The following is a 25,036-nucleotide window of genomic DNA, read 5'->3' as shown; positions in this document are numbered from 1 at the left end:
GGTTACGCCTGCCATGTCCGCGGCCCGGCTGCTATCGTCGGCCCCGATACGGCAAGGGCAAGGGGCGGGGAACCGGTGAAGCGCGACGCCCATCTCGAGCGGCTCGGCGAGGGCTGGGCCGACGCGCAGGGACTGCAGGACGCGGAGGCCGAGGCACTGGCCGCGGTCCATGGTCCGAACGCAATCGTGGCCGAGCGGCGGGCCGGATGGCTCGGCCTCGCGCGCGACACGCTGCGCGATCCGATGATCTGGTTCCTCGTGGGAACCGCCCTTCTGTTCGTGTGGCTCGGCGACGTCGCCGAGGCGGCGGTGCTGGCCGCAGCCCTCCTGCCCATCGTCGGAATGGACGCCTACCTGCACCGCAGGACCGAGGCGTCGACCGAGGGGTTGAGGGCGCGGCTGGCCTCGACCGCCCGCGCGATCCGCGGCGGACGCGCCCGCGACATTCCCGCGACCGACCTCGTTCCGGGCGATCTCGTCGTCGTGCCCGCGGGCGAGTGGTTCCCCGCCGACGGGCTGATCCTTGCCGGAGAGGCGCTTCAGGCCGACGAATCCTCTCTCACGGGCGAGGCGATGCCGGTGCGCAAGACGCCGGTGCCGCCGGCCGGGCGGGCCGCGCGCGGGCTGATCGACACGCAACACTGGGGCATGGCCGGGACGCGCCTTCTGACCGGCGAGGCGCGGATGCGCGTCGCGCTGACGGGCGTTGAGACGCTCTATGGCGAGATCGCCCGGCTCTCGAGCGCGACGCGGTCCGAGCGGACCCCGCTGCAGGAGGCGATCTCGCGGCTGGTGAAGGTGCTTCTTGCGCTGGCGCTCCTGCTCTGCGCGGCGCTCGCCGTCATCCGCTACGTGCAGGGCTACGGCCTTGCCGACGCGATCCTGAGCGCGGTGACGCTGGCCATCGCGGCGCTGCCCGAGGAGTTTCCGGTCGTCTTTTCCTTCTTCCTCGGGCTCGGCGTCTACCGCCTTGCGCGGCGGCAGGCGCTGGTTCGGCGCGCCGTGGTGGTGGAGAACATCGGGCGCGTGTCGTGCATCTGCACCGACAAGACCGGCACGCTGACCGAGGGGCGGCTGACGCTCGACCATGTGCTGACGGCCGAAGGGGTCACGGAAGGCGAGGCCCTCGGGCTTGCAGCCACGGCCTCGCGGGCCGAGACCTCGGACCCCCTCGACGAGATCCTGCTGTCGGCGGCCGCACCGCTGGACGGCCGCGTCGCGGCGGTCTTTCCCTTCACCGAGGACCGGCTGCGCGAGGTGGCGGTGCTGGAGACCTCGGGCGGCGGGGCGCGCGCCGCGATGAAGGGCGCGCCCGAGGCGGTTCTCGGCATGTGCGCGATGTCCGCCGGCGCGCGGTCGGGCTGGCTGGAGCGGACGCGGGAGTTGGCCGGACGCGGCCACAAGGTGATCGCCGTGGCCTCCATGACCCTCGATGCGTGGGACGGATCGGAACCGGCCGAGGGGTTTCGCTTCGCGGGGCTTCTGGGCTTTTCCGATCCCGTCCGCCCAGGCGTGGCCGAGGCGGTCCGCGAGGCGCAGGGCGCGGGCATCCGCGTCGTCATGATCACCGGGGACCACGTTCGGACCGGCGCCGCCATCGCGCGGGACATCGGCATCGGCGGGGGCGAACCGCGCGTCCTCGACGGGGCCGAGCTGGAGGCCCACCTGGCCGCGGGCGGCAGGCTCGACATCGACGTGGTCGCGCGCTGCGCACCATCGCAGAAACTCGCCCTCGTGGTGGCGCTGCGCGCTCAGGGCGAGCTTGTGGCGGTGACCGGGGACGGCGTGAACGACGCGCCCGCGCTGCGCGGGGCCGACGTGGGCATCGCCATGGGCCAACGCGGCACCCGCTCGGCGCGCGAGGCGGCCTCGATCGTGCTTCTCGACGACGATTTCGCCACCATCGTGCACGCCATCGCCGAGGGGCGGCAGCTGTTCACGAACCTCAGGCTCAGCTTCGCCTACCTTCTGATGATGCACGCCCCGCTCGTGGCGACGGCGGCGCTGGTGCCACTTCTGGGCTATCCCCTGCTCTACCTGCCGATCCATGTCGTCTGGCTGGAGCTGATCCTGCATCCGACGGCGATGCTGGTGTTCCAGAACCTTCCTGCCAAGGACATCCTGTCGCGCGGGGCCGCGCGCGGGCGTCCGCGCTTCTTCACGGCGATGGACTGGACGCGGATCGGCCTCGCGGGGGGCGTCGCGACCGCGGTGGTCACCGGGGGCTACGTCCTGAACCTCGGGCCCGACCTCGACGCGGACCATGCGCGCTCCATGGCGATGGCGGTGCTGATCCTGTCGGGGTGCGCCGTGACGGCCGCGTTGACGCGGCTCCGGACGCGGCCCGCCATCCTCGCCGCGCTGCTGCCCGCGGCCTCGGTCGCCGCCGCGGTCCAGATCGCGCCCCTGGCGGCGCTGTTCCACCTGTCGCCGCTCCATCTTGTGGACTGGGCCGTCGCGATCGGCGGCGCGGCGCTGGTGGGCGCGGCCGCGGCCCTTCCGGCGCGGCCCTGAGGCCGGGCGGCGCCCGGGGGCGGCTTGCGCTCCAGACCGCGAAGCACGGGGCGCGTTGCGCGGGCCCGCGCTCAGATCGCCGGGCCGTCCTCGGACCGCTTGTCCTCGGGGGGATCGTCGTAGACCGACCAGCCGTAGTCGCCTGGCGCTTCGGGCAGCTCGTCGCGGCGCAGGTTCCGGGCGAGGTAGGCCTTCGCGATGAAGTTCGCCGTGATCGGCGCGGTCAGGAACAGGAACAGCGAGATCAGCAGTTCGTGGACCGACAGGTGGCCGGTATCGGCGTAGAAGTAGATCATCGACGCCACGAGGATCCCGCCCACCCCGAGCGTGGTGGCCTTGGTCGGCGCGTGCAGCCGCTGCAGCGTGCTTTTCAGCTTTACCAGCCCGTAGGAGCCCACGAAGCCGAAGATGCCGCTGATGACCAGCGAAGCCGCGATGAGGAGTTCCGCGATGAAGCTCATGACCGTGCCCTCACTCGATGATGTCGCCGCGCAGCAGGAAGCGGCAATAGGCGACCGTCGAGACGAAGCCCACCATCGCGACGAGCATGGCGGATTCGAAATAGATCCCCGTGCCGCGCCAGACCCCGTAGAGCACCAGAAGCGCGATCACGTTGATCACCATCGTGTCGAGCGCGAGGATCCGGTCGGCCGCGTCGGGGCCGAGCACGATGCGCCACAGATCCAGCAGGAGGGCCACGCCGTAGCACGCGGCGGCGAAGACGAGGGCGGCCTCGATCATTTGAATATCTCCTTCAGGCGGCGTTCGTAGCGCGACTTGATCTCGTCGCGGACGGCGTCGGGGTCGTCGGTGTGCAGGCAGTGCACGAGAATCGCGCTGCCGTCGGCCGAGAGCGTGGCCGACACCGTGCCGGGCGTCATGGTGATCGTGCCCGCGAGGATGGTGATCGCCTCGGGCGACGTCACCTCGAGCGGCACAGGGATCCAGTGCGAGCGGATGTCGGGCTCGCGCCGGAACAGGATGATCAGGGCGACCTGCACGTTCGCCACGACGATGTCCCACAGCACGATGAGGAAGTATTCCGCCACCTTGAACGGCCGTCCGATCTTCGGGCGGTTGGGCCAGTAGGCCTTGGTGAGCATCGGAATGACGAGGCCGAACACGGCCCCGAGGATCAGGTTGCCGAGCGTGAAGGTATTCACGAGGCCCAGCCAGACGATCACCAGCGTCACGCTGAGCAGCGGATGGGGAACGAGGCGGCGCAGCATCGCTCAATCCTCCCCGACGCGGCCGAGCACGGCCGAGACGTAGTCCGCGCGGTCGTAGATCTGGTCCGACGTCGCCTGCAAGTAGGCCGAGACGGGACCCGCGAGCACGGCAAGGAGCGCAAGCGCCGCAACCGCCATCATCGCCGGCGCGACCTCGGCGGGCCGGGCGGGGGCCGGCAGGGGCGCGGGCGGGACATGCTCGTGCATCTCGGGCACGGGCAGCGGAACGGAGGTCGATTTCCAGAACAGCGTGCTGCCGGCCCGCGCGAAGCCCAGGATCGTCAGGAGCGACCCCACGAGGATCGCCGTCCAGGCCCAGCCGATCTGCCCCGGCGCCCGCAGCGCGTCGAGCACGAGCAGCTTGCCGAGGAACCCGCTCAGGGGCGGCATTCCCGCCATCGCGATGGCCCCCGCGAAGAACAGCGACGCGAACAGGCCATTCTGCACGGTCGCGGGCGCAGCGCTCAGGCGGTCCCCCGCCCTGCGCGACACCACGAGGTCAGCGATCAGGAACAGGCAGGCCGCCGCGAAGGTGGAATGCACCATGTAGTAGAGCGCCGCCGCCGTCGCCTCGGGAGAAAAGGCCGCGACCGCCACAAGAAGCGTGCCCATGGACCCCACGACGGAAAACGCGATCAGGGGCATCAGCCGCCTCGCGCCAAGCACGCCGAGCGCGCCGATCGCGATGGTCACGATGGCTGCCGGGAACAGCCATGCCGCCGCGAGGCCCTCGGTCGCCGGGATGCCCGGACCGAAGGCCGTCGTGTGCACCCGCACGATGGCGTAGGCGCCCACCTTGGTCATGATCGCGAACAGCGCCGCGACCGGCGCGGGCGCGTTGGCGTAGGTCGCGGGCAGCCAGAACTGCACCGGAAAGAGCGCGGCCTTCACCGCGAAGACGATCATCAGGAGCATCGCGGCCACGCGCACCAGCCCCGCCTCCTCGGGCGGGATCGCCGCGACGCGGCCGGCCAGATCCGCGATGTTGAGCGTGCCCGTGCTCGCATAGAGCGTGCCGAGCGCGAAGAGGAACAGCGTCGAGCCCGCGAGGTTCATCACCACGTATTGCAGCCCCGCGCGCATCCGGTCGCGCCCGCCCGCGTGGATCATGAGCCCGTAGGAGGCGATCAGCAGAACCTCGAAGAACACGAAGAGGTTGAAGATGTCCCCCGTCAGGAACGCCCCGCATATCCCCATCAGCTGGAACTGGAACAGCGCGTGGAAATGGCGCCCGCGCGCGTCCCAGCCGGTCGCCACGGCGTGAACCAGCACGATCAGCGCCAGCGTCGCCGTCAGAAGCACCATCAGCGCCGACAGCCGGTCGAGGACCAGCACGATGCCGAAGGGCGCGGGCCAGTCGCCGAGCCGGTAGATGTGCACGTCTCCGTCGGCGGCCATCGCCGTCAACCCGATGGCGACGGCCAGCAGCACGGCGGTTCCCGCCAGCGACGCGGTGCGCGCCAGCGTCATGTCGTGGCGCATGACGAAGCCGATGATCGGCGCGAGCATCGCCGGAAGGACGACGGGAAGGATGATCCAGTGCATCATCGGCCCGCCCCGTTTCCGTCGTCCTCGTCCGCGGCCGCCTCGGTGCGGTCGATGTCGATGCGGTCGTCGTCGGCCTCGAGAAAGGCGCCGAGACCGATCATCACCAGGACCGCCGTCATCCCGAAGGAGATCACGATCGCCGTCAGCACCAGCGCCTGCGGCAGCGGGTCGGTATAGGCGGCATCACCGTAGGGCGACAGGATCGGCGAGCGGTCGATGGCCAGCCGTCCGCTGGCGAAGAGGAACACGTTCACGGCATAGGACAGAAGCGCGATGCCGAGGATCACGGGGAACGTCCTGAGCCGCAGCAGCAGGTAGACCCCTCCGGCGGTCAGCACCCCGACCGAACTTGCGACGATCACTTCCATCTCAGCGGTCCGCCTCGCGTTCTGCGGCATGTTCGCCGGGATCGTAGTCCATCGGGCCGAGGTTCGTCGTCTCGCCCGCGAAGCGCGCGATGCGGCTGAGACTATAGAGCATCAGCATGACCGCTCCGAGAACGGTAAGGAACACGCCGAGGTCGAACAGCATGGCGGTGGCAAGCTCGAACTCCTCGATCGGCGGCAGGTGGACGTATGTGAAGGCCGAGGTGAGGAACGGCTGGCCCGCCAGCCACGCCCCCGCCCCCGTAAGGCCCGCGATGATGACGCCGAGGCCGATCATGGTGTGATACTCGATGCGCTTGCGCGCCTGCGTCCACGCGAAGCCCGAGGCCATGTACTGCATCAGAAGCGCGATCGCGATCACGAGGCCTGCGACGAAGCCTCCGCCCGGCTGGTTGTGGCCGCGCAGGAAGATGTAGATCCCCACCAGGACCGCGATGGGCATCAGGACGCGCGTGACGACCACCATCATCATCGGGTGGCGATCGCGCGAGCGGTTGGCGAGGTAGTCGGGATTTCTCAGCCGGCGCGCCGCGGGCCCGTCGATCAGCGCGTGCATCAGCGCGTAGATGATGAAGCCCGCGATCCCCAGCACGATGATCTCGCCGTAGGTGTCGTAGCCCCGGAAGTCCACGAGGATGACGTTCACGACGTTGGTGCCGCCCCCGCCCTCGTAGCTGTTGGCGATGTGGTAGTCCGAGATCGTCTCGATGTCGCGCAGGAGGAACGCGTAGGACAGCCCGCCCACGCCCCCGCCCGCCGCGAGCGCCAGCGCGCCGTCGCGCAGCTTGCGCCCCGAGCTGCTTTCCCTCGGGGTGGATTTCGGCAGGAAATGCAGCGCCAGAAGCAGAAGCATGATCGTCACCGTCTCGACGGAGATCTGCGTGAGCGCGAGATCGGGCGCGGAGAGGTAGACGAAGCCCGCCGAGATCGACAGTCCGATGATCCCGATCAGAACGAGCGCCTGGAAGCGCTTGTGATGCATCGTGACGACCGCGACCGTGGCCACAATCAGCATCAGCCAGCCCACCGCGACCACGGGCGGCACGGCCAGAAGGCCGCGCGTCGGGGGCGCAAGACCGCCGCCCGCGAAGGCCACGGCCCCAAGCGCCACGGCGCTGACCACGAAGATGGCGAGATACCGGCTGATGGCGCCGTCGTGGGTCCGTTCGGAAACCCGCGTGCACAGGCCCGCGATCGCGTTCACGAGGCCGTCGAAGATCGCCTTGGCCTCGGGGCGCGGCGTGGCGCGCCATGCGCGGTCGAGGCCCTTGTGCATCGAAAGGACGACCGCGCCGCCCGCGACCGCCACGACCGACATCCAGAGCGCCGGCGTCACCCCGTGCCAGATCTTGAGGTGCGGGTGCAGATCGGCCCCGGTGACGGCGTTGGCCGCGGCGGTGACGACGCCCTCCGCGAGGTAGGGCATCACCCCGATCAGCACGACCAGCACCGCCAGCAGCGCGGGCGCGGCCCACATGCCGAAGGGCGGGTCGTGGGGCTTGTGCGGATAGTCGTCGCGCACCGGCCCGAAGAAGACATGGACCACGAAGCGGAAGGAATAGGCGACCGACAGGAGCGCCCCGATCGTGGCGAGGACAGGCAAAGCCAGCGCGCTTCCGAACCAGTCGGTGTGCGACGCCTCCTCCAGCATCATCTCCTTGGACAGGAACCCGTTGAACAGGGGGATGCCGGCCATCGACAGGGCGGCCACCGTGCCGATCGCGAAGGTAACGGGCATCAGGTGCCTCAGGCCGCCCAGCCGCTTGATGTCGCGGGTATGCGCCTCGTGGTCGACGATGCCCGCCGTCATGAAGAGCGCCGCCTTGAACGTCAGGTGGTTGATGATGTGGAACACCGCCGCGATCGCCGCCGCCTGCGTCCCGAAGCCCAGAAGCATCGTCAGAAGGCCGAGGTGGCTGACCGTGGAGAATGCCAGCAGCGCCTTGAGGTCGTCCTTGAACAGCGCGATCAGCGCGCCCAGGACCATGGTCACGAGGCCCGTGGTCGTCACGATGTAGAACCAGGCGTCGGTGCCCGACAGCACCGGCCACATGCGCGCCATCAGGAAGATGCCCGCCTTCACCATCGTGGCCGAATGCAGGTAGGCCGAGACCGGCGTCGGCGCGGCCATCGCGTGCGGCAGCCAGAAGTGGAACGGGAACTGCGCCGATTTGGTGAAGGCGCCCGCGAGGATGAGGATCAGGGCGGGCAGATACCACTCGGACGCCCGGATCGCGTCGCCCTGCCGGAGGATGTCGGTCAGGTCGTAGCTGCCCGCGATCTGGCCGAGGATCAGCATCCCCCCGATCATTGCAAGGCCCCCCGCCCCGGTGACGGCCAGCGCCATGCGCGCGCCTTGCCGGCCCTCGGGCAGGTGCTTCCAGTAGCCGATCAGCAGGAACGACGACAGCGACGTGAGCTCCCAGAAAATCAGCAGAAGCAAGATGTTGTCCGAAAGCACGATCCCCAGCATCGCGCCCTGGAACAGCAGGAGATAGGTGTAGAACTGCCCCATCGGGTCCTCGCCCGAGAGGTAGAAGCGCGCATAGAGCGTGATCAGAAGCCCGACGCCCAGGATCATGCCCGCGAACAGGAGGCCGAGCCCGTCGAGGAAGAACGAGGCCGAAAGTCCCAGCTGCGGCAGCCACGCGATCTCGGCCTGAACGATCTCGCCGCGCATCACCTGCGGCGCGAGGATCAGCAGCATGACGAGCGCCAGCGCCGTCGGCGCGGCGGTGAAGGCCGCACATGCCGTGCGGCCCGCCCGGATCATCAGCCCCGGCACAAGCGCCCCGAGAAAGGGCAGCAGCGCGATGATCAGGAGGAGATTGCCCCCGTGGCTCATGGTTCGACCTTATGGAATCCCTCGCTCGGGACACTGGATAGCGCCCGGCGGCCGGGGTGTAAAACGATGCCGCGACCTGCGCCAGCCCACCGGCCGTCCCGAAGCGCGTTCCTGCGGCCCGTTCCTGCGGCCCTCCCCTGCCCGCGCCCGTCCCTCACCGCGGCAGCACCAGATCGACGCGAAGCCCGCCCAGCCGCGCGCTTTCGCCAAGGCGCAGCGTGCCGCCATGCCGGCGCGCGATGTCATTCGCGATGGCAAGGCCCAGCCCCACGCCGCTTCCCCTGTCCTGGTTGCGCGCCGTGTCTAGGCGCAGGAACGGCAGCACGGCGTCGCCTCGGCTTTCGGGCGGTATGCCGGGCCCGTCATCCTCGACGCTGAACCGCAGCGCGCTGTCGAGAAGCGTGACCGAGACGACCGCCCTCCGACCGTAGCGCAGCGCGTTCGACACGAGGTTGGACAGCGCCCGCTGCACCGCCTTGGGACGCATCTGCACCGGCACCGCTTCGTCCGGCCCGTCATACTCGATCTCGCCGCCGCCGCGGCGCGCGGCCTCCACGACTTCCTGGGCGAGGGCCGCGGGATCGCTTTCGGACGGGTCGTCCAGCGCCTCGCCGCGGGCGAAGTCGAGGAACGTGTCCAGAAGCCCCTCCATCTCGTCCACGTCGCGCTCGATGTCGGCGATGTCGGGACCGCCGTCCAGCATCGAGAGGCCCAGCCGCATCCGCGTCAGCGGCGTGCGCAGGTCGTGGCTGACGCCCGACAGCATCATGGTGCGCTGCTCGATCTGGCTTTCGATCCGGGCCCGCATGTCGAGAAACGCGCGTCCCGCGCTCCTCACCTCGTTGGCGCCGCCGGGATGGTAGGGCACCATGCGGCCCTTGCCGAAGGCCTCGGCGGCGGCGGCAAGCCGGCGGATCGGGCGCAGCTGGTTGCGCAAGAAAAGGTAGGCGAGCCCCGTCATCAGGATGCCCGTCGACACCATGATCACCAGAAGCTGGTGCGGGTTCGAGGCCGAGACCCGCTGGCGGCTGACCGTCAGGTCCATCGCCGGACGCCCCGCGCCCGCCCCGACCGATATGATGGCGAGGCGGTGGTTCTCGAGCAGATCGACGGCGCGCACGTCCGGCAGGCGGTCGCGGAAGATCTCGGTCATCACGGTGCCCGAGAGGTCGTAGAAGGCCCGCCTGTCGGACGCCTGCCCCGTCTCGGCGCGCGAGGGGATCTGCACCTCGACCTCCAGCGCATCGGCGGTGGACAGGCCCGCCTGCGCCCCTTCCCGCGCGAAACGGTCGAGGATGAGGTTCAGGTCGTAGCTCAGCGCCAGCGCCATCTGCTCCGTGACGTTCTCGTAATGGCGTTGAATGAACACCGAGGACACGACAAGCTGCACCACGAGGACCGGCAGGATCAGGATCAGCGCCGCGCGGGCGTAGATGCCGCGGGGTGCCAGACGCTTGAGCCAGGAAAACACGATCATGGCCGCATCTAATCGGGGGCGCAGGGGGATGGAAAGAGGCGACGGCGCGGGTGTGACCACGGCGCAGCCCGAGCCGGACCTGCGCTGCGTGCTTGCGCCCAATCCCTCGCCCATGACCCTGCACGGAACGAACACCTACATCCTCGGCCGGGGCGAGGTCGCCGTGATCGACCCCGGGCCGCCCGATGCGGGGCACCTGCGCGCGATCCTGGCATCGCTCGGGCCCGGCGAGAGGGTGGGCGCGATTCTCGTGACCCATTCCCATCTCGACCATTCCCCCCTCGCGCGTCCGCTGGCCGAGGCGACGGGCGCGCCGGTTCTGGCGGCGGGCCCCTCGGAGTTCGGGCGCAGCCCCGTCATGGCCGCGCTCGCGGCGTCGGGCGGCGTCGGCGGCGGCGAGGGCGTGGACCGCGACTTCACGCCCGACCGGCGCATCGCCGAGGGCGAGAGGCTGGAGGGCGGCTGGGGCCGGATCGAGGTGCTGGCCACGCCCGGACACATGGCCAACCACCTGTCCTTCGCGTGGCGCGGCGCGCTCTTTCCCGGCGACACGGTGATGGGCTGGTCCACCTCGCTCGTCTCTCCGCCCGACGGCGACATGACGGCGTTCATGGCCACGCTGGAGGCGCTGTCGCGCCGAGACGACCGCATCCACTATCCCGGCCACGGCGCCCCGGTCCGCGACCCCGCCGCGCGCGTGGCCGAGCTTCTCGCCCACCGCCGCGCGCGCGAGGCGCTGATCCTCGACGTCCTCGCCGCGAATGGCCCCTGCACCGCAGAGGAGCTTGCCCGGGCGATCTACACCGACGTCGACCCCGCCCTCCTGCCAGCCGCGGCCCGCAACGTTCTGGCACACCTGATTGATCTGAATGAGAAAAACGCGACCTCGACCAAAGGCCCCCTCCACTCAGGGGCGCGCTTTTCCCTGCGCTGACGCAACCCGCCCGGTTTTTTGCCCCGCACCCTCTGGACAGCGAAAAACCCTCTTGCTACATGGCGCGCAGTTCCGGCGTAGCTCAGCGGTAGAGCAGTTGACTGTTAATCAATTGGTCGTAGGTTCGATCCCTACCGCCGGAGCCAAAATCCCGACAAAGACCTGATATCATTGGGAAGTTCTCGGACAGAGTCTGAGGCTGGCCGCAGATCGTGCTCGTTGGGGCACAAAATGGGGCACAGCCTGGGGCACACCCGGGGGCTCTGGAGTCGCAGACCGGTCCGCTCGTCGCATCCGTCGAGGAGCCCGAACCATGACCGCCGTCGCCCGCATCCCCCATCTCGAACGCCGCCGCGCAGGCTTCTTCTTCCGCCGGCGCCTGCCGCTGCGGACCGGATCCGACGTCCCGTCCCAGAAAAGATTTCTGCTCCTGAGCCTGCGCACCCACGTCCCGGCCGACGCGAAGGACCTCGCCCGCCGTCTGTCGGCGCTCAGCGACATCGCCTTCGCCGGAATGACGGAGTGGCAGATGGACCATCTCAGCGCGGAGCAGATCTGGATCCTCGAAGCGCTTGCCCGATTCCAGATCGCTGCGCATGCGCGGATACGGGCCTCTGCGCCGCCGCGGTCCGAAGATGCCGCGCGCGCCACGGCCGCCTGCGAACAGGCGGCCCAGGCGGTTCTGCGTCGCGCCCTGGCCACGGGCGATCGCGAGGAAGCCCGCGCGCCCCTGCGCGCAGTCGCACAGCTCCTGGGCCTGCATCTGGAGGAGGATACCGAGGACTGGAACCGCCTTGCCTTCGAGGCCGTCCGTCTGCTCCTCGATCTCAGCGTCGCCCGCGAGCGCGCCGAACTCGGCGTTTACGATGGGCCGAGCCCCGTCTTCCAGTCGGTGCGGGCACAGACCGCCAAGACCGTCACAGCAGGGCTCACGGCGGCTCCCGAACGCGTGGTCGCGGTCGCGACACCCCCGGCCGTGACCACCGCCCTCGCCATGGAGATCTGCGACGCCCCTCCCCCGGCCCATGCTCCGGCCCGAACCTCGATAAGCGTCCCCGGCGCCGCGACATCCTCCATCACCCCGGAAACAGCGGGCGCGCCACACACGCCAGATCAGCCCCCGGAATCGGCAGCGCGTCTGTCGGACACCACCGCCGGAGCGCCGGGCGATGAGATCGATGATCCCCTGTCGGAGCAGGCTCGGCGGCGTGCCCTTGCCCGCCCCCCGCTTCTCAACACGCTCCCGATGGACAAGCTCTCTCCGCGGATCCAGGCGATCCTGTCCGCGAAACCCCGCGGGATCTCGGTCACGGAGGCGATCGATCTGATGGCCGAACTCAAGGCGCTCGGGCTCGGAGACGACTTCGGAAACAAGCAGGAAATCGATGAGGCTGCCGGGAAGAAATGGATGAAGGACTCGGGCAGCAAGCTGAAGTTCGCCAGGAGGTTCTGGCCGGAATTCGTCGGCGACGGCCCGTTCGAGGAGGTTGACGAGAACGCGGTTCTCGACGCGCTGGCCGTCCTGCCCAGCGTCCCCAACAAGCACAGCAAGGGCACCGAGACCTGGGCTCCGACCGTCACCTTCGTCGATCTCGTTGAGCGCTGCGAACTCGAGGAGGAACTCGACCGCGCCGAACGGATCAGTCAGATCGCCAAGGATCGGACCGCGACGGAGGCGGATCGGGAGGCCGCCGCCACGTGCCCGGGCGCGCCGCGGTTTCGGGCCGACACGATCGTGAAGGACCGGCGGATGATCAAGGCCGTGGGCAGCATGCTCGTCGCGCTCAGGCTCGCCGACACGAACACCTTCGACATCTGCAAGGTGTCGAACAAGAAGCTGAAACGCATGAAGACGACGGAACCCGATCGTGCCCGGACCGTCTGGGACGATCGCATCTACGAGTTGTTCCGGACACCGGTGTTCCAAGGGCAGACGGAGGAGGTCGGGGATCCCCTGTTCTGGGCGCCGCTCATCGCACGCACGATGGGACCGCGCGCAGAGGAGATCCTGCAGGCCGGCCCGGGAGATTTCCAGAGCGACGGCGGCATCCCCTTCCTCGACATCAAGGCCTGGGATGGCAATTTCGTGAAGACGACCACCTCGCAGCGCAAGGTTCCGATACATCCGCTCCTGATCGACCTGGGACTCCTCAAGCTGGTCGATCTCCGCAGGCAGGAGGGCCAGTCGCGCCTGTTCCCCCACCTCAAGCGCGGCTGCGCCAAGGGCAAGTTCTCCGAGATCTTCAGCAAGAAGTTCGGGTACTATCGCATGACCCACGGCGTGTACTGGCCCGGTCTCGACTTCCATGCCTTCCGAACGACCTTCAACAGCGATCTCATGAACGGCGACAAGTCGGACGCCATCCGCTGCGCCATCATGGGGCACGAGTTCGGAGATGAAGGCGCGCGATCCTACGGCCAGGGGCTTCTTCTTGAGACGATGCTCAAACGCATGAACGATGTCCGCGTCGACCTATCGATGATCGTGTCACCCTTCGCGGGCCGCGCCTCGACCGCCAGCACCAAGGCCGAAAAGGCCGGCCTGCGACTGGTTTCCTGATGGTCGGCTTCCGCCCTCAGAATCCGTTCGTCGGCGCTTACTGGAATCAAAACCGGGCGAGCGGCCCGGTCTCTGACTGTATCGAAACAGACGCGGCAACACTGCGCGATTGGCCAGTAAGGGCGGGGAGCTTTCATTCGCGGCAGAAACCACAGATGACTGCTTCGGGCCGTACGCGTCCTTGGTTACTTGGGCGGGAACCGGACCTCCTCAGCATTTTTTAATAAGGTCTGTTAAGCGGAAAAATACCATGTCTTGATCTCCGCGCGTGGGCCTGTTGAACCGCCCCCTTGCCTCATCTGCCCAAAAGTTAGGGCCGGATAGATTTGCCACTAAGGCTTGTTTCAGATCCGCGCCAAGGCCAGGGAACAGGTGGCGCTCTGCGAGAAGCCACACTCGACATTTTGGAGAATAGCTTTCGCCAATGAGCGTCGGCCAAAAAGTGGTCTATCACTTGTTGACTGACGTTCCTAATATTCGACGGGACAGCCCGACTCCATCAGATTTTTAAGGGCTCGCATGCACCTGATCGGCATTTGAGCCCATCTTTCAGAGGATATCGTGCCAACAGGGTGGGTATCGCGATTCAGAACCTATTCGTGGTCAAGTAAGCCAGCAGTCCCAAAGCATCCCGAAGCTCGGTGCGCGAAATCTGACCACCCAAGCACACACGCAAACTCTCCGACGGCGCTCCGCTGACGGTGAAGGCATCGGACGGCATGATCCCGACACCGGTGCCCGCCATTCGGCCAATGACATCCGCTCGGCTGATCCCCTCGCGCAGGCGAAGCCAGATATTGAAGGCGTGGGGCTCGGATTCGTATTCCGATTGGGCCAGCACCTGCGATGCGATGGCCTGCCGCGCCAGCGTCTCCTCCCGGATAAAGCGGCGTATCTGGTCGGCGGTGCCGTCGGTGATCCAGCGCGTGGCCAACGCCATCATCAGCGGCGACGGCATTACCGAGACCAGGCGTAACTGGTGTGCCAACTCGCGCGCCGCCAAGCTGTTGGGCGCGACTGTGTAGGCCAGGCGCAGGCCAGCGCCGATGCATTTGGCGAGGCCCCCGATGTGCCAAACCAGATCCGGAGCGAAACTCGCGAGCGGCGCAGGCGGATGCGGCGGAATGAAGCCATAGGCGTCGTCCTCGATCAACGGCAGCTTGTGCGCGATCAGGACCTCCGCGATTTGCTCCCGCCGCGCCAGCGAGATCGTGCGCGTCGTGGGGTTCTGCAGCGTCGGGTTGAGATAAAGCGCCTTGGGACCATTCTGGACGATCGCGGCATCAAGCGCGTCCGGATCGATGCCCTCGGCATCGCCCGGCAGCCCCACAAGCCGCAGACCGAGCCGGCCAGCAATCCCGCGAAACCCTGGATAGGTCACGTCCTCGCAGAGTAACGTGTCCCCCGTACGTGCCAGCCCGGTCAGGATCGCCAGAATGGTCGGATGCGCGCCCGGCGTGACCGCGATGCGGTCCAGCGAAGGCACAAGACCGCGGAGCGACAACCATGAGGACGCGGCTTCCTTGTCGATCTGCCCACCGGTTGCCGATTGGTAGCGCAGAAGATCAATGAGGTTGGCCGAGACAGTCTGCAGGCCATCCCGCATCCGCGCGAGCAGCACCGGATCGTCGGGCTCGGGCGGTAAGTTCATGGTCAGGTCGATATCGGCCCGCCTGCGCAGTTCGCGATGCCGCGTATCCGCGGGTGATTGAGCCACGAAAGTCCCACGCCCCACATGACTGTCGATCAGGCCGCGCCGCTGCGCTTCGGCATAGCCGCGTGAGACGGTGGTGAAGTCGATGCCCAGCCGCTCTGCCAGGCGCCGCTGTGGCGGCAGCCTGTCTCCGCGCGACAGCGTGCCGTCGGCGATCCCTTCGGCGATCGCATCGGCCAGTTGCAGGTAACGCGCGGCGCCGCCGCGGCGCAGGATGGGAGACCAGTCATGCATGACCACATGCTATGATTGATTCGCGGCAAATTGAAGCACTTTGTATGGAAGATTCCCCTCGAACTATGGTGGAAGCTTTAAAAATTGCCGAATTTCACGCCTGAATCATTTTTTCGCGGCAGTTTATGAGCGTCGATATCTGACTTACAGGCAAAAATGTATGCATAATTAGACTTATATTTGATTGCATTTGGCGCGCTCCGCAAGCTGATTTAACGAACAAATCTCAGCCCAACAGCAGTCGGAGGAAGCGCATGCCTGCAGTCACCATGGAAAAACACAAGGACGGAGATTTCTTCGTCGATTACGAAGACAAGGTCTTCGAGGACGTTCAGGCTGAGGAAGGTCAAAAGGCGCTCGTGACCTTCCACACCGTCGCCTTCGAGGGCTCGATCGGCCTGGTGAATATCCTCAACGCGATTCGTCTCAACCGGAAGGGCTATGAGACCTCGATCCTGCTATATGGCCCCGGTGTCACTCTCGGCATCCAGCGCGGTTTCCCGACACTCGGCGATGCGGCCTTTCCGGGCCACCAGAACTTCGCCGACAACCTCAAGAAGTTCATGTCCGAAGGCGGCAAGGTCTATGCCTGCCGCTTCGCGCTGCAGGCGCTCTACGGCCATGGCGAGCCGTCGCTGCTGGAGGGGATCATTCCGATAGCGCCGCAGGACGTGCTCGATCTCAAGCTGATCCATGTGCGCGACAATGCCGTTATCGTCGATACCTGGACGCTCTGATCGCTGCCCGCCGGGGCCGCCACAGGCCCCGGCCCCAATCCCCGGAGGTTTAATGTCCCGTATCGTCAAGGCGGCCGCCGTCCAGATCGCACCCGATCTGACCAGTCGTGACAAGACCCTCGCACGGGTTCTCGACGCCATCGACGAGGCCGCGGGCAACGGCGCCGATCTTGTCGTCTTTCCTGAAACCTTCGTACCCTACTATCCATATTTCTCGTTCGTGCTGCCGCCCGTCCAGCAAGGCAAACCGCACCTTGCGCTATACGAGCAGGCGGTAACCGTTCCCTCGGACGAGACGAGCCGCGTGGCGCAACGCTGCGCCCATCACGGCGTCGTCGCCGTTCTGGGCATCAATGAGCGGGATCACGGTTCGCTCTACAATGCGCAACTGATCTTCGACGCCGATGGCACGCTGAGGCTAAAACGGCGCAAGATCACGCCGACCTACCATGAACGAATGGTCTGGGGGCAGGGAGACGGCTCCGGCCTGAAGGTGGTCGACACGCGTGTCGGTCGTCTCGGCGCGCTGGCCTGCTGGGAGCATTACAACCCGCTTGCCCGCTATGCGCTGATGACACAGCACGAGGAAATCCACGCCGCGCAATTCCCCGGAAGTCTTGTCGGCCCGATTTTCGCAGAACAGATCGAGGTCACCATGCGCCATCACGCGCTGGAGGCTGGCTGCTTTGTCGTAAACGCCACCGGATGGCTGACCGAGGATCAGATTGCCTCCGTCACCGACGATGTCGCCCTGCAAAAGGGCCTGCGCGGCGGGTGCATGACCTGCATCATCACACCCGAAGGCCGCCATGCTGTACCGCCCCTGACCGAGGGCGAAGGCATACTTTATGCCGACCTCGACATGGCGCTGGTGACCAAGCGCAAGCGCATGATGGATTCCGTCGGCCATTATGCTCGGCCCGAGCTTTTGGCGCTGCGCCACGACCCGTCGCCCATGGCGACACGCCACATGACTGCCCCCGAGGTGCCCTTCCCATCCATCCCGCTGGAGGACTGACCCAATGCCAGATACCGGCTCTGTCATCACCGACCTGCAAACCCGCGGCATGCGGATGATCGACCCGAGCGCAGGCGCAGACAGCCGCCGTGGCGGTGCGGGCCCTACCGACCACAAGGCGGTCACCATCGACGGGCTGACCGTGATGATTCCTATCCACACCCATGCCGCCTTCGACAGCCCCTATATCGTCGACGCGCCCGATGCCGAGGGCCGCGCGCGCGTCACGCGGGATGGTGCGTTTTTCGCCGAGATCAGTTTCCCAAAACGCCCGAGCTTCCTGGACCTCGCCACTGCGGATGGCATCCCCTACGGCCATATCGCACAGCTTCATGCGAAAGACGTTCTGGCCACGACCGTGCTGCAGACCTGCATCCGTTACGAGAGCCGCAAAAAGACCTGTAAATTCTGCGCCATCGGCCAAAGCCTCGCGGCTGGGCGGACCATCGCGCACAAGACCCCCGCACAGCTGGCCGAGGTTGCGGCGGCTGCCGTCAAACTCGATGGCGTGAAGCACATGGTCATGACCACCGGAACCCCTGCGGGCAAGGACCGCGGCGCGCAGGTGCTCACAGATAGCGCCGAGGCGATCCGCGCCGCCGTCGACCTGCCGCTGCAGGCACAGTGCGAGCCGCCCGAAGACGATGCCTGGCACCGGCGCATGAAGGATGCCGGGATCGACAGCCTCGGCATGCATCTCGAGGTCGTCACGCCCGAGCTGCGCGCCGAAATCATGCCCGGCAAAGCGCAGGTCCCGCTGGAGAAATATTTCGACAGTTTCGCCGCCGCCGTCGACGTCTTCGGCTGGGGCCAGGTCTCGACCTATATCCTCGCGGGTCTGGGCGATACGCCGGACGCGATCCTGGAGATGTCCGAGCGGCTGACGGCGATGGGCGTCTATCCGTTCGTGGTGCCGTTCGTTCCGGTCTCGGGCACGCCGCTGGAAAGCCATGCTGCGCCGACCCCGGCGTTCATGCACAACGTCCTGCCGCCCTTGGCCGCAATGATCCGCAAGGCCGGAATGAGCGCAGAGGATATCAAGGCCGGTTGCGGACGCTGCGGCGCATGTTCCGCGCTCTCCGCCTTCGAGAAATTCGCGCCGAAAGAGAAAGCGCTCGCATGATCATCGAAAAGCCCCAGGCCTTCGTCGCACCTGAATTCCTGATCCGCCAGGCGACGCAGCCTTGGGAAATCGGCGGCGCGGCGTCGCTCAGGCACCGCACCTTCGTGTCCGAACAGGGTATCTTCGCCGATCACGACCGCGACGAGATCGACAAGATCGCGCTGCCGCTGGTGGCTATCTCTACCATCGCGTCCGAGGCCGACGAGGTCGTGGGCACGGTGCGTATCCACGAAGTCGATCCGGATGTCTGGTGGGGCTCGCGCCTTGCGGTGGCCCCGGGCTACCGGCGCGTCGGGCGGCTCGGCACCGAGCTGATCCGACTGGCTGTCGGCACCGCCCATGCGCGCGGAGCCAAGCTGTTCCTCGCCTATGTGCAGATGCAGAACGTGCCGCTCTTTGAAAAGCTCGATTGGGAGGGGCTTGGCGCGCAGGATCTGCATGGCCACCCGCATATGAAGATGCGCGCCGACCTGTCGGCCTATCCCGCGATTGAGGACCCGACGCGCGGCTGGATGGCATTGACGCGGCGGCGGGCCGCATGATCGACGTTGCTGCTCTTGCCGCAGATCTGGCCGCGCATCCCAACGTCACCGGCAAGCGCGACATCGACGTCGTCTGCGGCGCGCTGGGTCTGAGCCAGAACAGTCCAGGCCGCCCCGGCGACGATGCCGCCGCGCTGCCGGACAGCGACGGCTGGCAGCTGGTCGCGACAGAGGGCTTTATGAACGAGTTCGTAGCGGATGCGCCCTGGTTCGCAGGCTGGTGCGCCGTCATGGTGAACCTGTCGGACATCGCGGCGATGGGCGGACGCGCCTCGGCGCTGACCAATGCACTCTGGGCGCAGGGCCCGGAACAGGCCGCCGAGATCCTGCGCGGTATGGCCGAGGCCAGCGCGACTTATGGCGTGCCCATCGTCGGGGGCCATTCCAATCTGCGCACGGACCGCGCGCAACTCGCCGCGACCATGCAGGGCCGCGCAAAGGCCCTGATCACCAGCTTCGACGCCACGCCGGGCGACGTGCTGATCGCGGCGGTCGATCTGCGCGGGCGCTATCCCGGCGAGAGCGACAATTTCGCGACGTTCCTCGGTGCGCCGGCTGAGCGCTTGCGCGGCGATCTCGAACTGTTGCCAGAGCTTGCCGAGGTAGGGCTTGTCCACGCGGGCAAGGATATCAGCCAGGGCGGCATCGCGGGCACGGCCCTGATGCTGGCCGAATGCTCGGGCTGCGGGATAGAGGTCGATGTCGCCGCGATCCCGCGTCCCGAACACACGGATCTCGCGCGCTGGATGCGCACCTTTCCCAGCTTCGGCTTTCTGCTGGCCGCCAAACCCGAAGATGCGCCCGCGATCTGCGCGCGATTCGCTGCACGTGACATCGCCTCCGCCGAGATCGGTCGCATCACATTCGGCAGCGCGGTCACCTTGTGCGACGGAGCTGCGCGCGCCCCGCTCTGGGACCATGCGGCAAAGCCCTATCTGGGCCTCGCCCCCACCGCAAAGGATCCGATCGATGCCTGAAGTGACCTTCCGCCTGCGCTGGCCCGACGGGTCGGAGGACACCTGCTATTCGCCTTCGACGGCGATCCGCGAACACCTGAAACCTGGCGAGTCTTATCAATTGGCGGACTTCATGGACCGCGCCCTTCATGGCCTCGATCGGGCCGCACAACGCGTCGAGGCCAAATTCGGCTTCCGCTGCAGCTCCGCCGATGCACAAGCTGCGCAGATCAAATCCCGCGCCGCCGCCTTTTCCCCCGAGGAGACGATCACATGCCTATCCATGACATGACAGCGGCGCCCGAGGCCCGCATCGATCTGCCAGTCGTCATCATCGGCGCAGGCCAGGCCGGGATGTCGGCCTCGTGGCATCTGTGCCAAGCGGGCGTCGAGCACGTGGTGCTGGAGCGGAACACACGCTTTCACGCCTGGAAACACCAGCGCTGGGACAGTTTCTGCCTCGTCACGCCGAACTGGCAATGTCGCTTGCCCGGCTTCCATTATTCTGGCGACGATCCGGACGGCTTCATGCTCAAGGACGAAATTGTGGACTATGTGGAGGCCTTCGCGGAGAGTTTCGATGCACCTCTGCGCGAGGGTGTGACTGTAACCCGCGTGGCGCGCGACGCAGCCGGGCGCATTGAAGTGGATACTGATGACGGGCTTTGGTCGGCCGATCACGTCATCGTGGCCTCGGGCGGCTATGATCGCCCCATCACGCCGTCCTTTGCGGCCGGTCTCGATCCGTCGATCACCCAGCTTCATACCCGCGACTACACTGGCCCTGATGATATTCCAGAGGGCCGCTGCCTCGTCGTTGGCACGGGCCAATCCGGTGTGCAGCTGATGGAGGACCTGCACATTGCAGGCCGGGATGTGTCACTCGCCGTTGGCCCAGCGCCGCGCAGCCCGCGCCTGTACCGGGGGCGCGACGCGACCGACTGGCTGCACGCGATGGGCTATTACGACATCACCATCGATCAGACGCCCGATCCCAAGGCGACTGAGGCCAAGACCAATCACTACATGTCGGGGCGCGATGGCGGGCATGAGATCGACCTGCGCCGCTTTGCAAAAGACGGATTGCCACTCTACGGCTCGGTCACTGGCATGGACGGCGCGCGGATTTCCTTTGCGCCCGATCTGGAGAAAAACCTGGATGATGCCGACAAAAGCTATGTCGGCATCCGCGAGATGATCGACGCCTACATCGCGCGTGAAGGCATCGACGCGCCAGTGGAGCCGCCTTTTGAGAAGGTCTGGCGACCCGAGACCGAGATCACCGAGATCGACGCTGCTCAGGAGGGCATTACCTCTGTCCTGTGGTGTATCGGGTTCCGGCCAGACTACAGCTGGCTGCAGCTCGACTGCCTCGATCCCACGGGGCGCCCGGTACATCGTCGCGGTGTCTGCGAGGACCCGGGCGTCTACTTCCTGGGGCTTGGCTGGCTGAATACGTGGGGCTCTGGGCGGTTTCTGAGCGTTGGCGAGGATGCCGAGCATGTCACAGGAGTGATCTTGGAGCGTCTGGACCAGCCCGGGCGTGATCGCCGCTACGGCTAAGACCGGCGGCGAAATCTGCCGACGCGCAGACTTCGGTATGGTTTTCAGATGGTATCTTCGCTGCGGTCTCTTTTGGGACTTTTGCGCGGGATGCGCCTCTCAATATGGACCAGCCCGAAGTCAAGCGCGCCCATCCGCGACGGTCCAACACGTCTTGTCTGATAAGCTGGAGCAGAGGTGATTTTGACGCGAGAAGCAGTCCCATCATTGGAAGGTATGGCCTTGGAACGTGCGATCTCGCTCCCTGCGTAACAGACATTGGCGTAAGCCAAGGCGAACGGCAGCTCTGGGCCGATACCTGCCACGATCAAACCGGGAACTCCTCCTCGATGCCCTCGGCAATGAATCTGGGCGGATCATTCGTTTGTATTCGCCTTCAGGAGGCGCACCAACCTTCTGGCCGGCGCGCCCCTGCGATTCATGATGCTGCCAGCGCGTGTCGGATGGTCGAGAGGATGTCTTCGAGTCGAGCACCCGACCAGACCACATGCCGATCGAAAGCGTCGGGCCCTGGAATCCCATATGCCGTCGCAAGCCTGCAGCGGCTTGGGATCCCACTCACGGTCTCAAGGAGATATTCCAGGCAGACCTGCGCCACCTCCAGAAGATCTCGCAGATCTTCCGCAGTCGAGTCCGGCGGTAGATGCAGCTGGCCGAGGTCTCTTAGAGCCTCCCGCGCATAGTGGCGGCCTGACATCGCGAGCACGCGACCCAGGGTCTCTTGCTCGCAATCGAGGTAAGATCCCAAGCGATCGAGCGCGGCGTCGAGAAGGTCGGTGGGTTCCCCCGGTGGCGCCACATGGGTGAGTAAGATTGACTGCATTTCGAAACTCCTGATGGAGTATCCGGGGCAAGTTCTGCCCAGCGGCCGCGTCGGATGGGACGGTCTACCGAAGACCGACCATTTCGCGATGTATGACCCGAGTTAGCAGCATGCCGCACTGGACAGCACGCTGCGGGCCCGGGTGTCGCCGGCCATGCCTTAGCCCTCCTCAAGGGTGCTGAGGTCGGTCGCGGCGTAGGATGGGAAAAACTTGATCCCAGCGTCCTTGAGCGCTGCGACGAAGTCCGACGAGCCAAGGAGACTGCCCTCAAACCGCGCTTCTCGCCAAAAATGGATATTGGGGGAGAGGCGGGAGGTATCGACGACGACGTCTTTTGTCGTTGAATTCACCCAGAACGAATTGAGCTTGTCCGGCCTGCTCGTACTCCTCTGGACCCGGGACTTCTCGACGACGATGGAATCCTGCCGCACGGTTACGTTCATGATGAACCACGGTCCTTCGATCTCGATACCGCGTTTCGTGCGCAGAGGAACCGCGAAGAACTGATGCAGGCCGGGATCGAACCGCTCGATCACGTCCTTGGCGCGCTCGGATACAACGAAAATGCCGTGCCAGCCCTCGAACGCGTCCGGCCAGATCTTGCGCGGCTTGTCCGCGACGAGCACCCTCGGCAACTCCTCGGGCACTGATTTCCGATCGCCATCGCGCCAGGCATGGACGGCTTGGACCCCCTCTTCGCCCCTGGCCGGGTTCATGTAGCGCTCATCCCAGTCCGGCATCTCCACGGGGATTTGCACTTTTCCCAATTGCATATCGAAGACGTGGACCATCGCGCGCACCTCTTTTGCACTGTCGTTGAGAGGGCTTTCCATTCTCGTCGTTTCCATGGCAACCGCTACTCTTCTTGGCGTGTGCACCGTCCAGGCGCGGATATCTCGATCTGATCTAGTACGACAGAAGCGGCCTGTTGAGCGCCACGAAAACATCTACACTCAAGGAAAGCGGACCGCTTCTTGAGAGAGTGGTCACTACACTGGGTCTTTTCGCCGAGCAGACGCCCAAAGGCCGAGGCTACCGGAAACGAGCGGCGTTCTCAGCCGCGGCCGCGTCGGTGTCGCCCTGGCCGAAGGCCGAGGGGCGTGGTTCCGGCAGTTGCAGGGCCTCCTGCACGCGCGGCATTGCGTCGAGGCGCTCGAACCACGCCTGCAAGTGCGGCAAGCCCTCGACGCTGACCGTGGCCCAGAAATGGCTGCGGGCCCACGGGTAGGTTGCGATGTCGGCGACCGACATGGCGTCGCCCACGAGCCAGTCGCGTCCTGCGAGCCGGGTGTCCAGAACCTCGAGCAGGCGGCGGCTCTCGGCCACGTAGCGGTCGATGGCATAGGGCACCTCGTCGCCGTTGGGTTTCGCGATACGCTGGAAGAACATCGCCTGTCCCATCATCGGGCCGATGCCGCCCATCTGGAACATCAGCCACTGGAGGGTCTCCGACCGCTCCTTCGGTTCGTGGCTGAGGAAGCGGTCGTATTTCTCGGCCAGATACCACAGGATCGCGCCGCTTTCGAAGACGGCGAAATCGTCGTTGCCCCGGTCGACGATCGTCGGGATGCGGCCATTCGGGTTGAGCTTCAGGTAGTTGGGTGCCTTCTGCTCCTTCTTGCCGAAGTCGATCGGCACGAGGTCGTATTCGATGTCCGCCTCGTGCAGGAAGATCAGTGGCTTCCACCCGTTCATCGTGTTCGCGGTGAAAAGGACGATGTCAGGCCGCGGCATGTGCGTTCTCCTCGAAGACAATGGCCAGACGGGCGTCGAGGCGGGCGAGGTCGGACGCCACCTCGGCGTTCTTCATCACGTCGAAGGCGCCGAAGCTCGGCAAGGGCGTCATCCCGAAGAACTTCGCATTGAGATGCACGGGCCGCAGGAGGTCGTCCATCGACATCCCCTCGAAGAACGGCTCGGAAGGATCGTCGAACGCCTCGGCCGGGGCGTTGAACGTGGCCGAGATCATGTAGCGCGTGCCCACGAGCGCGCCGCCCATGCCGTAATTCGCCTTGGGCGCATCCGTGGTGCGGCCGTCACCGGCGCAGAGGCGGCCGTCCATCCCGGCGGTATAGACCTCGTCCATGTATCTCTTGAACGACCACGGCACGCCCATCCAGTTCACCGGGAACTGGAGGATCACCGTATCGGCCCAGCGGTGGCTCTCGATCTCGGCCTCGACATCGTAGCCCTCCGCGATCGTGGTCAGGCGAACCTCGTGGCCCCGGGCCTCGAGCCTTTCCCTCGCGCGCGCGGCGAAGGTCGCGTTCAACCCGCCGGGGGCGAACGCATAGGGCTGTGCGCCATTCAGGATGTGGATCTTGCTCATCGTGTCTTTTCCTTCTCTGCGCCCCAGTCACGGGCGGTGATGACCGGGAGGTGCGCCTTGAAGGATCGAATGACAGCCAGTATACTTTTCGTAACCTGTTTCACGGCGCGGAAGGGCGATGATCATGGACGCAACGATCGAAGAGGATGCGCGGGGCCGCCGGAGCGCGCGCGACGCCTGCGTCGAGCCCTGCGCCATCGAACGGGGCATGCGGATCATCGGGGGCAAGTGGACCGGATCGATCCTGTGGCACCTGAAGGACGGGCCGGTTCGCTTCAACGACCTCGCGCGCATGATCGGGGGCGCCTCGAAGAAGATGATCACCGAGCGCCTGCGTCAGCTGGAGGGCCATGGGCTCGTCCGGCGCGAGGTTCGCGACACCGCGCCGGTCTCGGTGGTCTACGAGATCACCGAGACCGGCCGCACGGCGCTCGGCTTCCTCGACGAGTTGCGCCTGTGGACCGAGCGCCTTCCCCAGGACATGAAGGCCTGACAAGGGCCGT

The 25,036-nt window shown here is 66.4% G+C and carries 22 protein-coding genes and 1 tRNA gene; 12 read left to right on the top strand and 11 right to left on the bottom strand.

Going from position 1 to position 25,036, the window contains the following annotated elements; all coding sequences use genetic code 11:
- Positions 1 to 75 precede the first annotated feature (75 nt).
- Positions 76 to 2,514 carry a cation-translocating P-type ATPase gene (locus tag P6F26_RS03735; protein ID WP_278027304.1) on the top strand — a complete coding sequence of 813 codons (2,439 nt, stop codon included), beginning with the start codon at positions 76 to 78 and terminating at the stop codon, positions 2,512 to 2,514.
- A gap of 71 nt (positions 2,515 to 2,585) precedes the next feature.
- Here P6F26_RS03735 and P6F26_RS03730 read toward each other — a convergent pair whose 3' ends face one another.
- The 7 genes from P6F26_RS03730 to P6F26_RS03700 form a co-directional block, all read right to left on the bottom strand.
- A complete protein-coding gene (locus P6F26_RS03730; protein WP_278027303.1) occupies positions 2,586 to 2,975 on the bottom strand; it encodes a Na+/H+ antiporter subunit G in 390 nt (129 codons plus the stop codon).
- 10 nt (positions 2,976 to 2,985) lie between these two features.
- On the bottom strand, positions 2,986 to 3,255 hold the full coding sequence (locus tag P6F26_RS03725; protein ID WP_278027302.1) for a K+/H+ antiporter subunit F: 270 nt from the start codon (positions 3,253 to 3,255) through the stop codon (positions 2,986 to 2,988).
- Positions 3,252 to 3,743 (bottom strand): Na+/H+ antiporter subunit E, encoded by a 492-nt coding sequence (locus P6F26_RS03720; protein WP_278027301.1) that lies wholly within the window; start codon positions 3,741 to 3,743, stop codon positions 3,252 to 3,254. The genes P6F26_RS03725 and P6F26_RS03720 overlap by 4 nt, the downstream gene beginning before the upstream one ends.
- A gap of 3 nt (positions 3,744 to 3,746) precedes the next feature.
- Positions 3,747 to 5,291 (bottom strand): monovalent cation/H+ antiporter subunit D, encoded by a 1,545-nt coding sequence (locus P6F26_RS03715; RefSeq protein WP_278027300.1) that lies wholly within the window; start codon positions 5,289 to 5,291, stop codon positions 3,747 to 3,749.
- On the bottom strand, positions 5,288 to 5,659 hold the full coding sequence (locus tag P6F26_RS03710; RefSeq protein ID WP_278027299.1) for a Na+/H+ antiporter subunit C: 372 nt from the start codon (positions 5,657 to 5,659) through the stop codon (positions 5,288 to 5,290). Before P6F26_RS03710 ends, P6F26_RS03715 begins: the two co-directional genes overlap by 4 nt.
- A gap of 1 nt (position 5,660) precedes the next feature.
- On the bottom strand, positions 5,661 to 8,522 hold the full coding sequence (locus tag P6F26_RS03705; protein WP_278027298.1) for a monovalent cation/H+ antiporter subunit A: 2,862 nt from the start codon (positions 8,520 to 8,522) through the stop codon (positions 5,661 to 5,663).
- Positions 8,523 to 8,676: 154 nt separating this feature from the next.
- Positions 8,677 to 9,993 carry an ATP-binding protein gene (locus tag P6F26_RS03700; protein WP_278027410.1) on the bottom strand — a complete coding sequence of 439 codons (1,317 nt, stop codon included), beginning with the start codon at positions 9,991 to 9,993 and terminating at the stop codon, positions 8,677 to 8,679.
- Between the two features lie 34 nt (positions 9,994 to 10,027).
- Here P6F26_RS03700 and P6F26_RS03695 point away from each other — a divergent pair, with 34 nt between their 5' ends.
- From P6F26_RS03695 to P6F26_RS03685, 3 genes are all read left to right on the top strand, one after another.
- Positions 10,028 to 10,933 carry an MBL fold metallo-hydrolase gene (locus tag P6F26_RS03695; protein ID WP_278027297.1) on the top strand — a complete coding sequence of 302 codons (906 nt, stop codon included), beginning with the start codon at positions 10,028 to 10,030 and terminating at the stop codon, positions 10,931 to 10,933.
- A gap of 71 nt (positions 10,934 to 11,004) precedes the next feature.
- Positions 11,005 to 11,079, top strand: a tRNA-Asn gene (locus P6F26_RS03690).
- A 167-nt stretch (positions 11,080 to 11,246) separates the two neighbouring features.
- Positions 11,247 to 13,493, top strand: coding sequence for a DUF6538 domain-containing protein (locus P6F26_RS03685; protein ID WP_278027296.1), 2,247 nt, complete (start codon positions 11,247 to 11,249; stop codon positions 13,491 to 13,493).
- A 586-nt stretch (positions 13,494 to 14,079) separates the two neighbouring features.
- Here the strand turns inward: P6F26_RS03685 and P6F26_RS03680 are convergent.
- Entirely contained in the window at positions 14,080 to 15,441 is a 1,362-nt protein-coding gene (locus P6F26_RS03680) for an aminotransferase-like domain-containing protein (protein WP_278027295.1), read from the bottom strand.
- Between the two features lie 254 nt (positions 15,442 to 15,695).
- On the opposite strand from P6F26_RS03680, the gene P6F26_RS03675 reads away from it, so the two are divergent.
- Genes P6F26_RS03675 through P6F26_RS03645 form a run of 7 tightly spaced genes read left to right on the top strand, consistent with a single transcriptional unit; the run spans position 15,696 to position 21,380 of the window.
- The gene (locus tag P6F26_RS03675) at positions 15,696 to 16,178 is read left to right on the top strand and encodes an MSMEG_0572/Sll0783 family nitrogen starvation response protein (protein WP_278027294.1); all 483 of its coding nucleotides are present in this window, start codon (positions 15,696 to 15,698) and stop codon (positions 16,176 to 16,178) included.
- 52 nt (positions 16,179 to 16,230) lie between these two features.
- Positions 16,231 to 17,196: a Nit6803 family nitrilase gene (locus tag P6F26_RS03670; protein ID WP_278027293.1), complete on the top strand. Its 966-nt coding sequence runs from the start codon at positions 16,231 to 16,233 to the stop codon at positions 17,194 to 17,196.
- A gap of 4 nt (positions 17,197 to 17,200) precedes the next feature.
- Entirely contained in the window at positions 17,201 to 18,319 is a 1,119-nt protein-coding gene (locus P6F26_RS03665; protein WP_278027292.1) for an MSMEG_0568 family radical SAM protein, read from the top strand.
- Positions 18,316 to 18,861, top strand: coding sequence for an MSMEG_0567/Sll0786 family nitrogen starvation N-acetyltransferase (locus P6F26_RS03660; protein WP_278027291.1), 546 nt, complete (start codon positions 18,316 to 18,318; stop codon positions 18,859 to 18,861). The genes P6F26_RS03665 and P6F26_RS03660 overlap by 4 nt, the downstream gene beginning before the upstream one ends.
- A complete protein-coding gene (locus tag P6F26_RS03655; protein WP_278027290.1) occupies positions 18,858 to 19,838 on the top strand; it encodes a sll0787 family AIR synthase-like protein in 981 nt (326 codons plus the stop codon). Before P6F26_RS03660 ends, P6F26_RS03655 begins: the two co-directional genes overlap by 4 nt.
- Complete coding sequence (locus P6F26_RS03650) at positions 19,831 to 20,109, top strand: MSMEG_0570 family nitrogen starvation response protein (RefSeq protein WP_278027289.1); 279 nt, start codon at positions 19,831 to 19,833, stop codon at positions 20,107 to 20,109. The genes P6F26_RS03655 and P6F26_RS03650 overlap by 8 nt, the downstream gene beginning before the upstream one ends.
- Positions 20,091 to 21,380, top strand: a complete 1,290-nt coding sequence (locus P6F26_RS03645) for an MSMEG_0569 family flavin-dependent oxidoreductase (RefSeq protein ID WP_278027288.1) — start codon at positions 20,091 to 20,093, stop codon at positions 21,378 to 21,380. The genes P6F26_RS03650 and P6F26_RS03645 overlap by 19 nt, the downstream gene beginning before the upstream one ends.
- Positions 21,381 to 22,362: 982 nt before the next feature.
- On the opposite strand, the gene P6F26_RS03640 is transcribed toward P6F26_RS03645, so the two are convergent.
- The 3 genes from P6F26_RS03640 to P6F26_RS03630 form a co-directional block, all read right to left on the bottom strand.
- On the bottom strand, positions 22,363 to 23,037 hold the full coding sequence (locus P6F26_RS03640; protein WP_278027287.1) for an imm11 family protein: 675 nt from the start codon (positions 23,035 to 23,037) through the stop codon (positions 22,363 to 22,365).
- 199 nt (positions 23,038 to 23,236) lie between these two features.
- Entirely contained in the window at positions 23,237 to 23,938 is a 702-nt protein-coding gene (locus P6F26_RS03635) for a glutathione S-transferase family protein (protein ID WP_278027286.1), read from the bottom strand.
- Positions 23,925 to 24,533 (bottom strand): NAD(P)H-dependent oxidoreductase, encoded by a 609-nt coding sequence (locus tag P6F26_RS03630; RefSeq protein ID WP_278027285.1) that lies wholly within the window; start codon positions 24,531 to 24,533, stop codon positions 23,925 to 23,927. The genes P6F26_RS03635 and P6F26_RS03630 overlap by 14 nt, the downstream gene beginning before the upstream one ends.
- 124 nt (positions 24,534 to 24,657) lie before the next feature.
- On the opposite strand from P6F26_RS03630, the gene P6F26_RS03625 reads away from it, so the two are divergent.
- Positions 24,658 to 25,026, top strand: a complete 369-nt coding sequence (locus tag P6F26_RS03625) for a winged helix-turn-helix transcriptional regulator (RefSeq protein ID WP_278027284.1) — start codon at positions 24,658 to 24,660, stop codon at positions 25,024 to 25,026.
- Positions 25,027 to 25,036: the final 10 nt, after the last annotated feature.

Origin of the sequence: Roseicyclus salinarum (genome assembly GCF_029624655.1) — a bacterium.
Lineage (GTDB): Bacteria > Pseudomonadota > Alphaproteobacteria > Rhodobacterales > Rhodobacteraceae > Roseibacterium > Roseibacterium salinarum.
The sequence above is the reverse complement of the archived record's forward strand: the minus strand, read 5'-3'. Positions and strand labels throughout refer to the sequence as shown.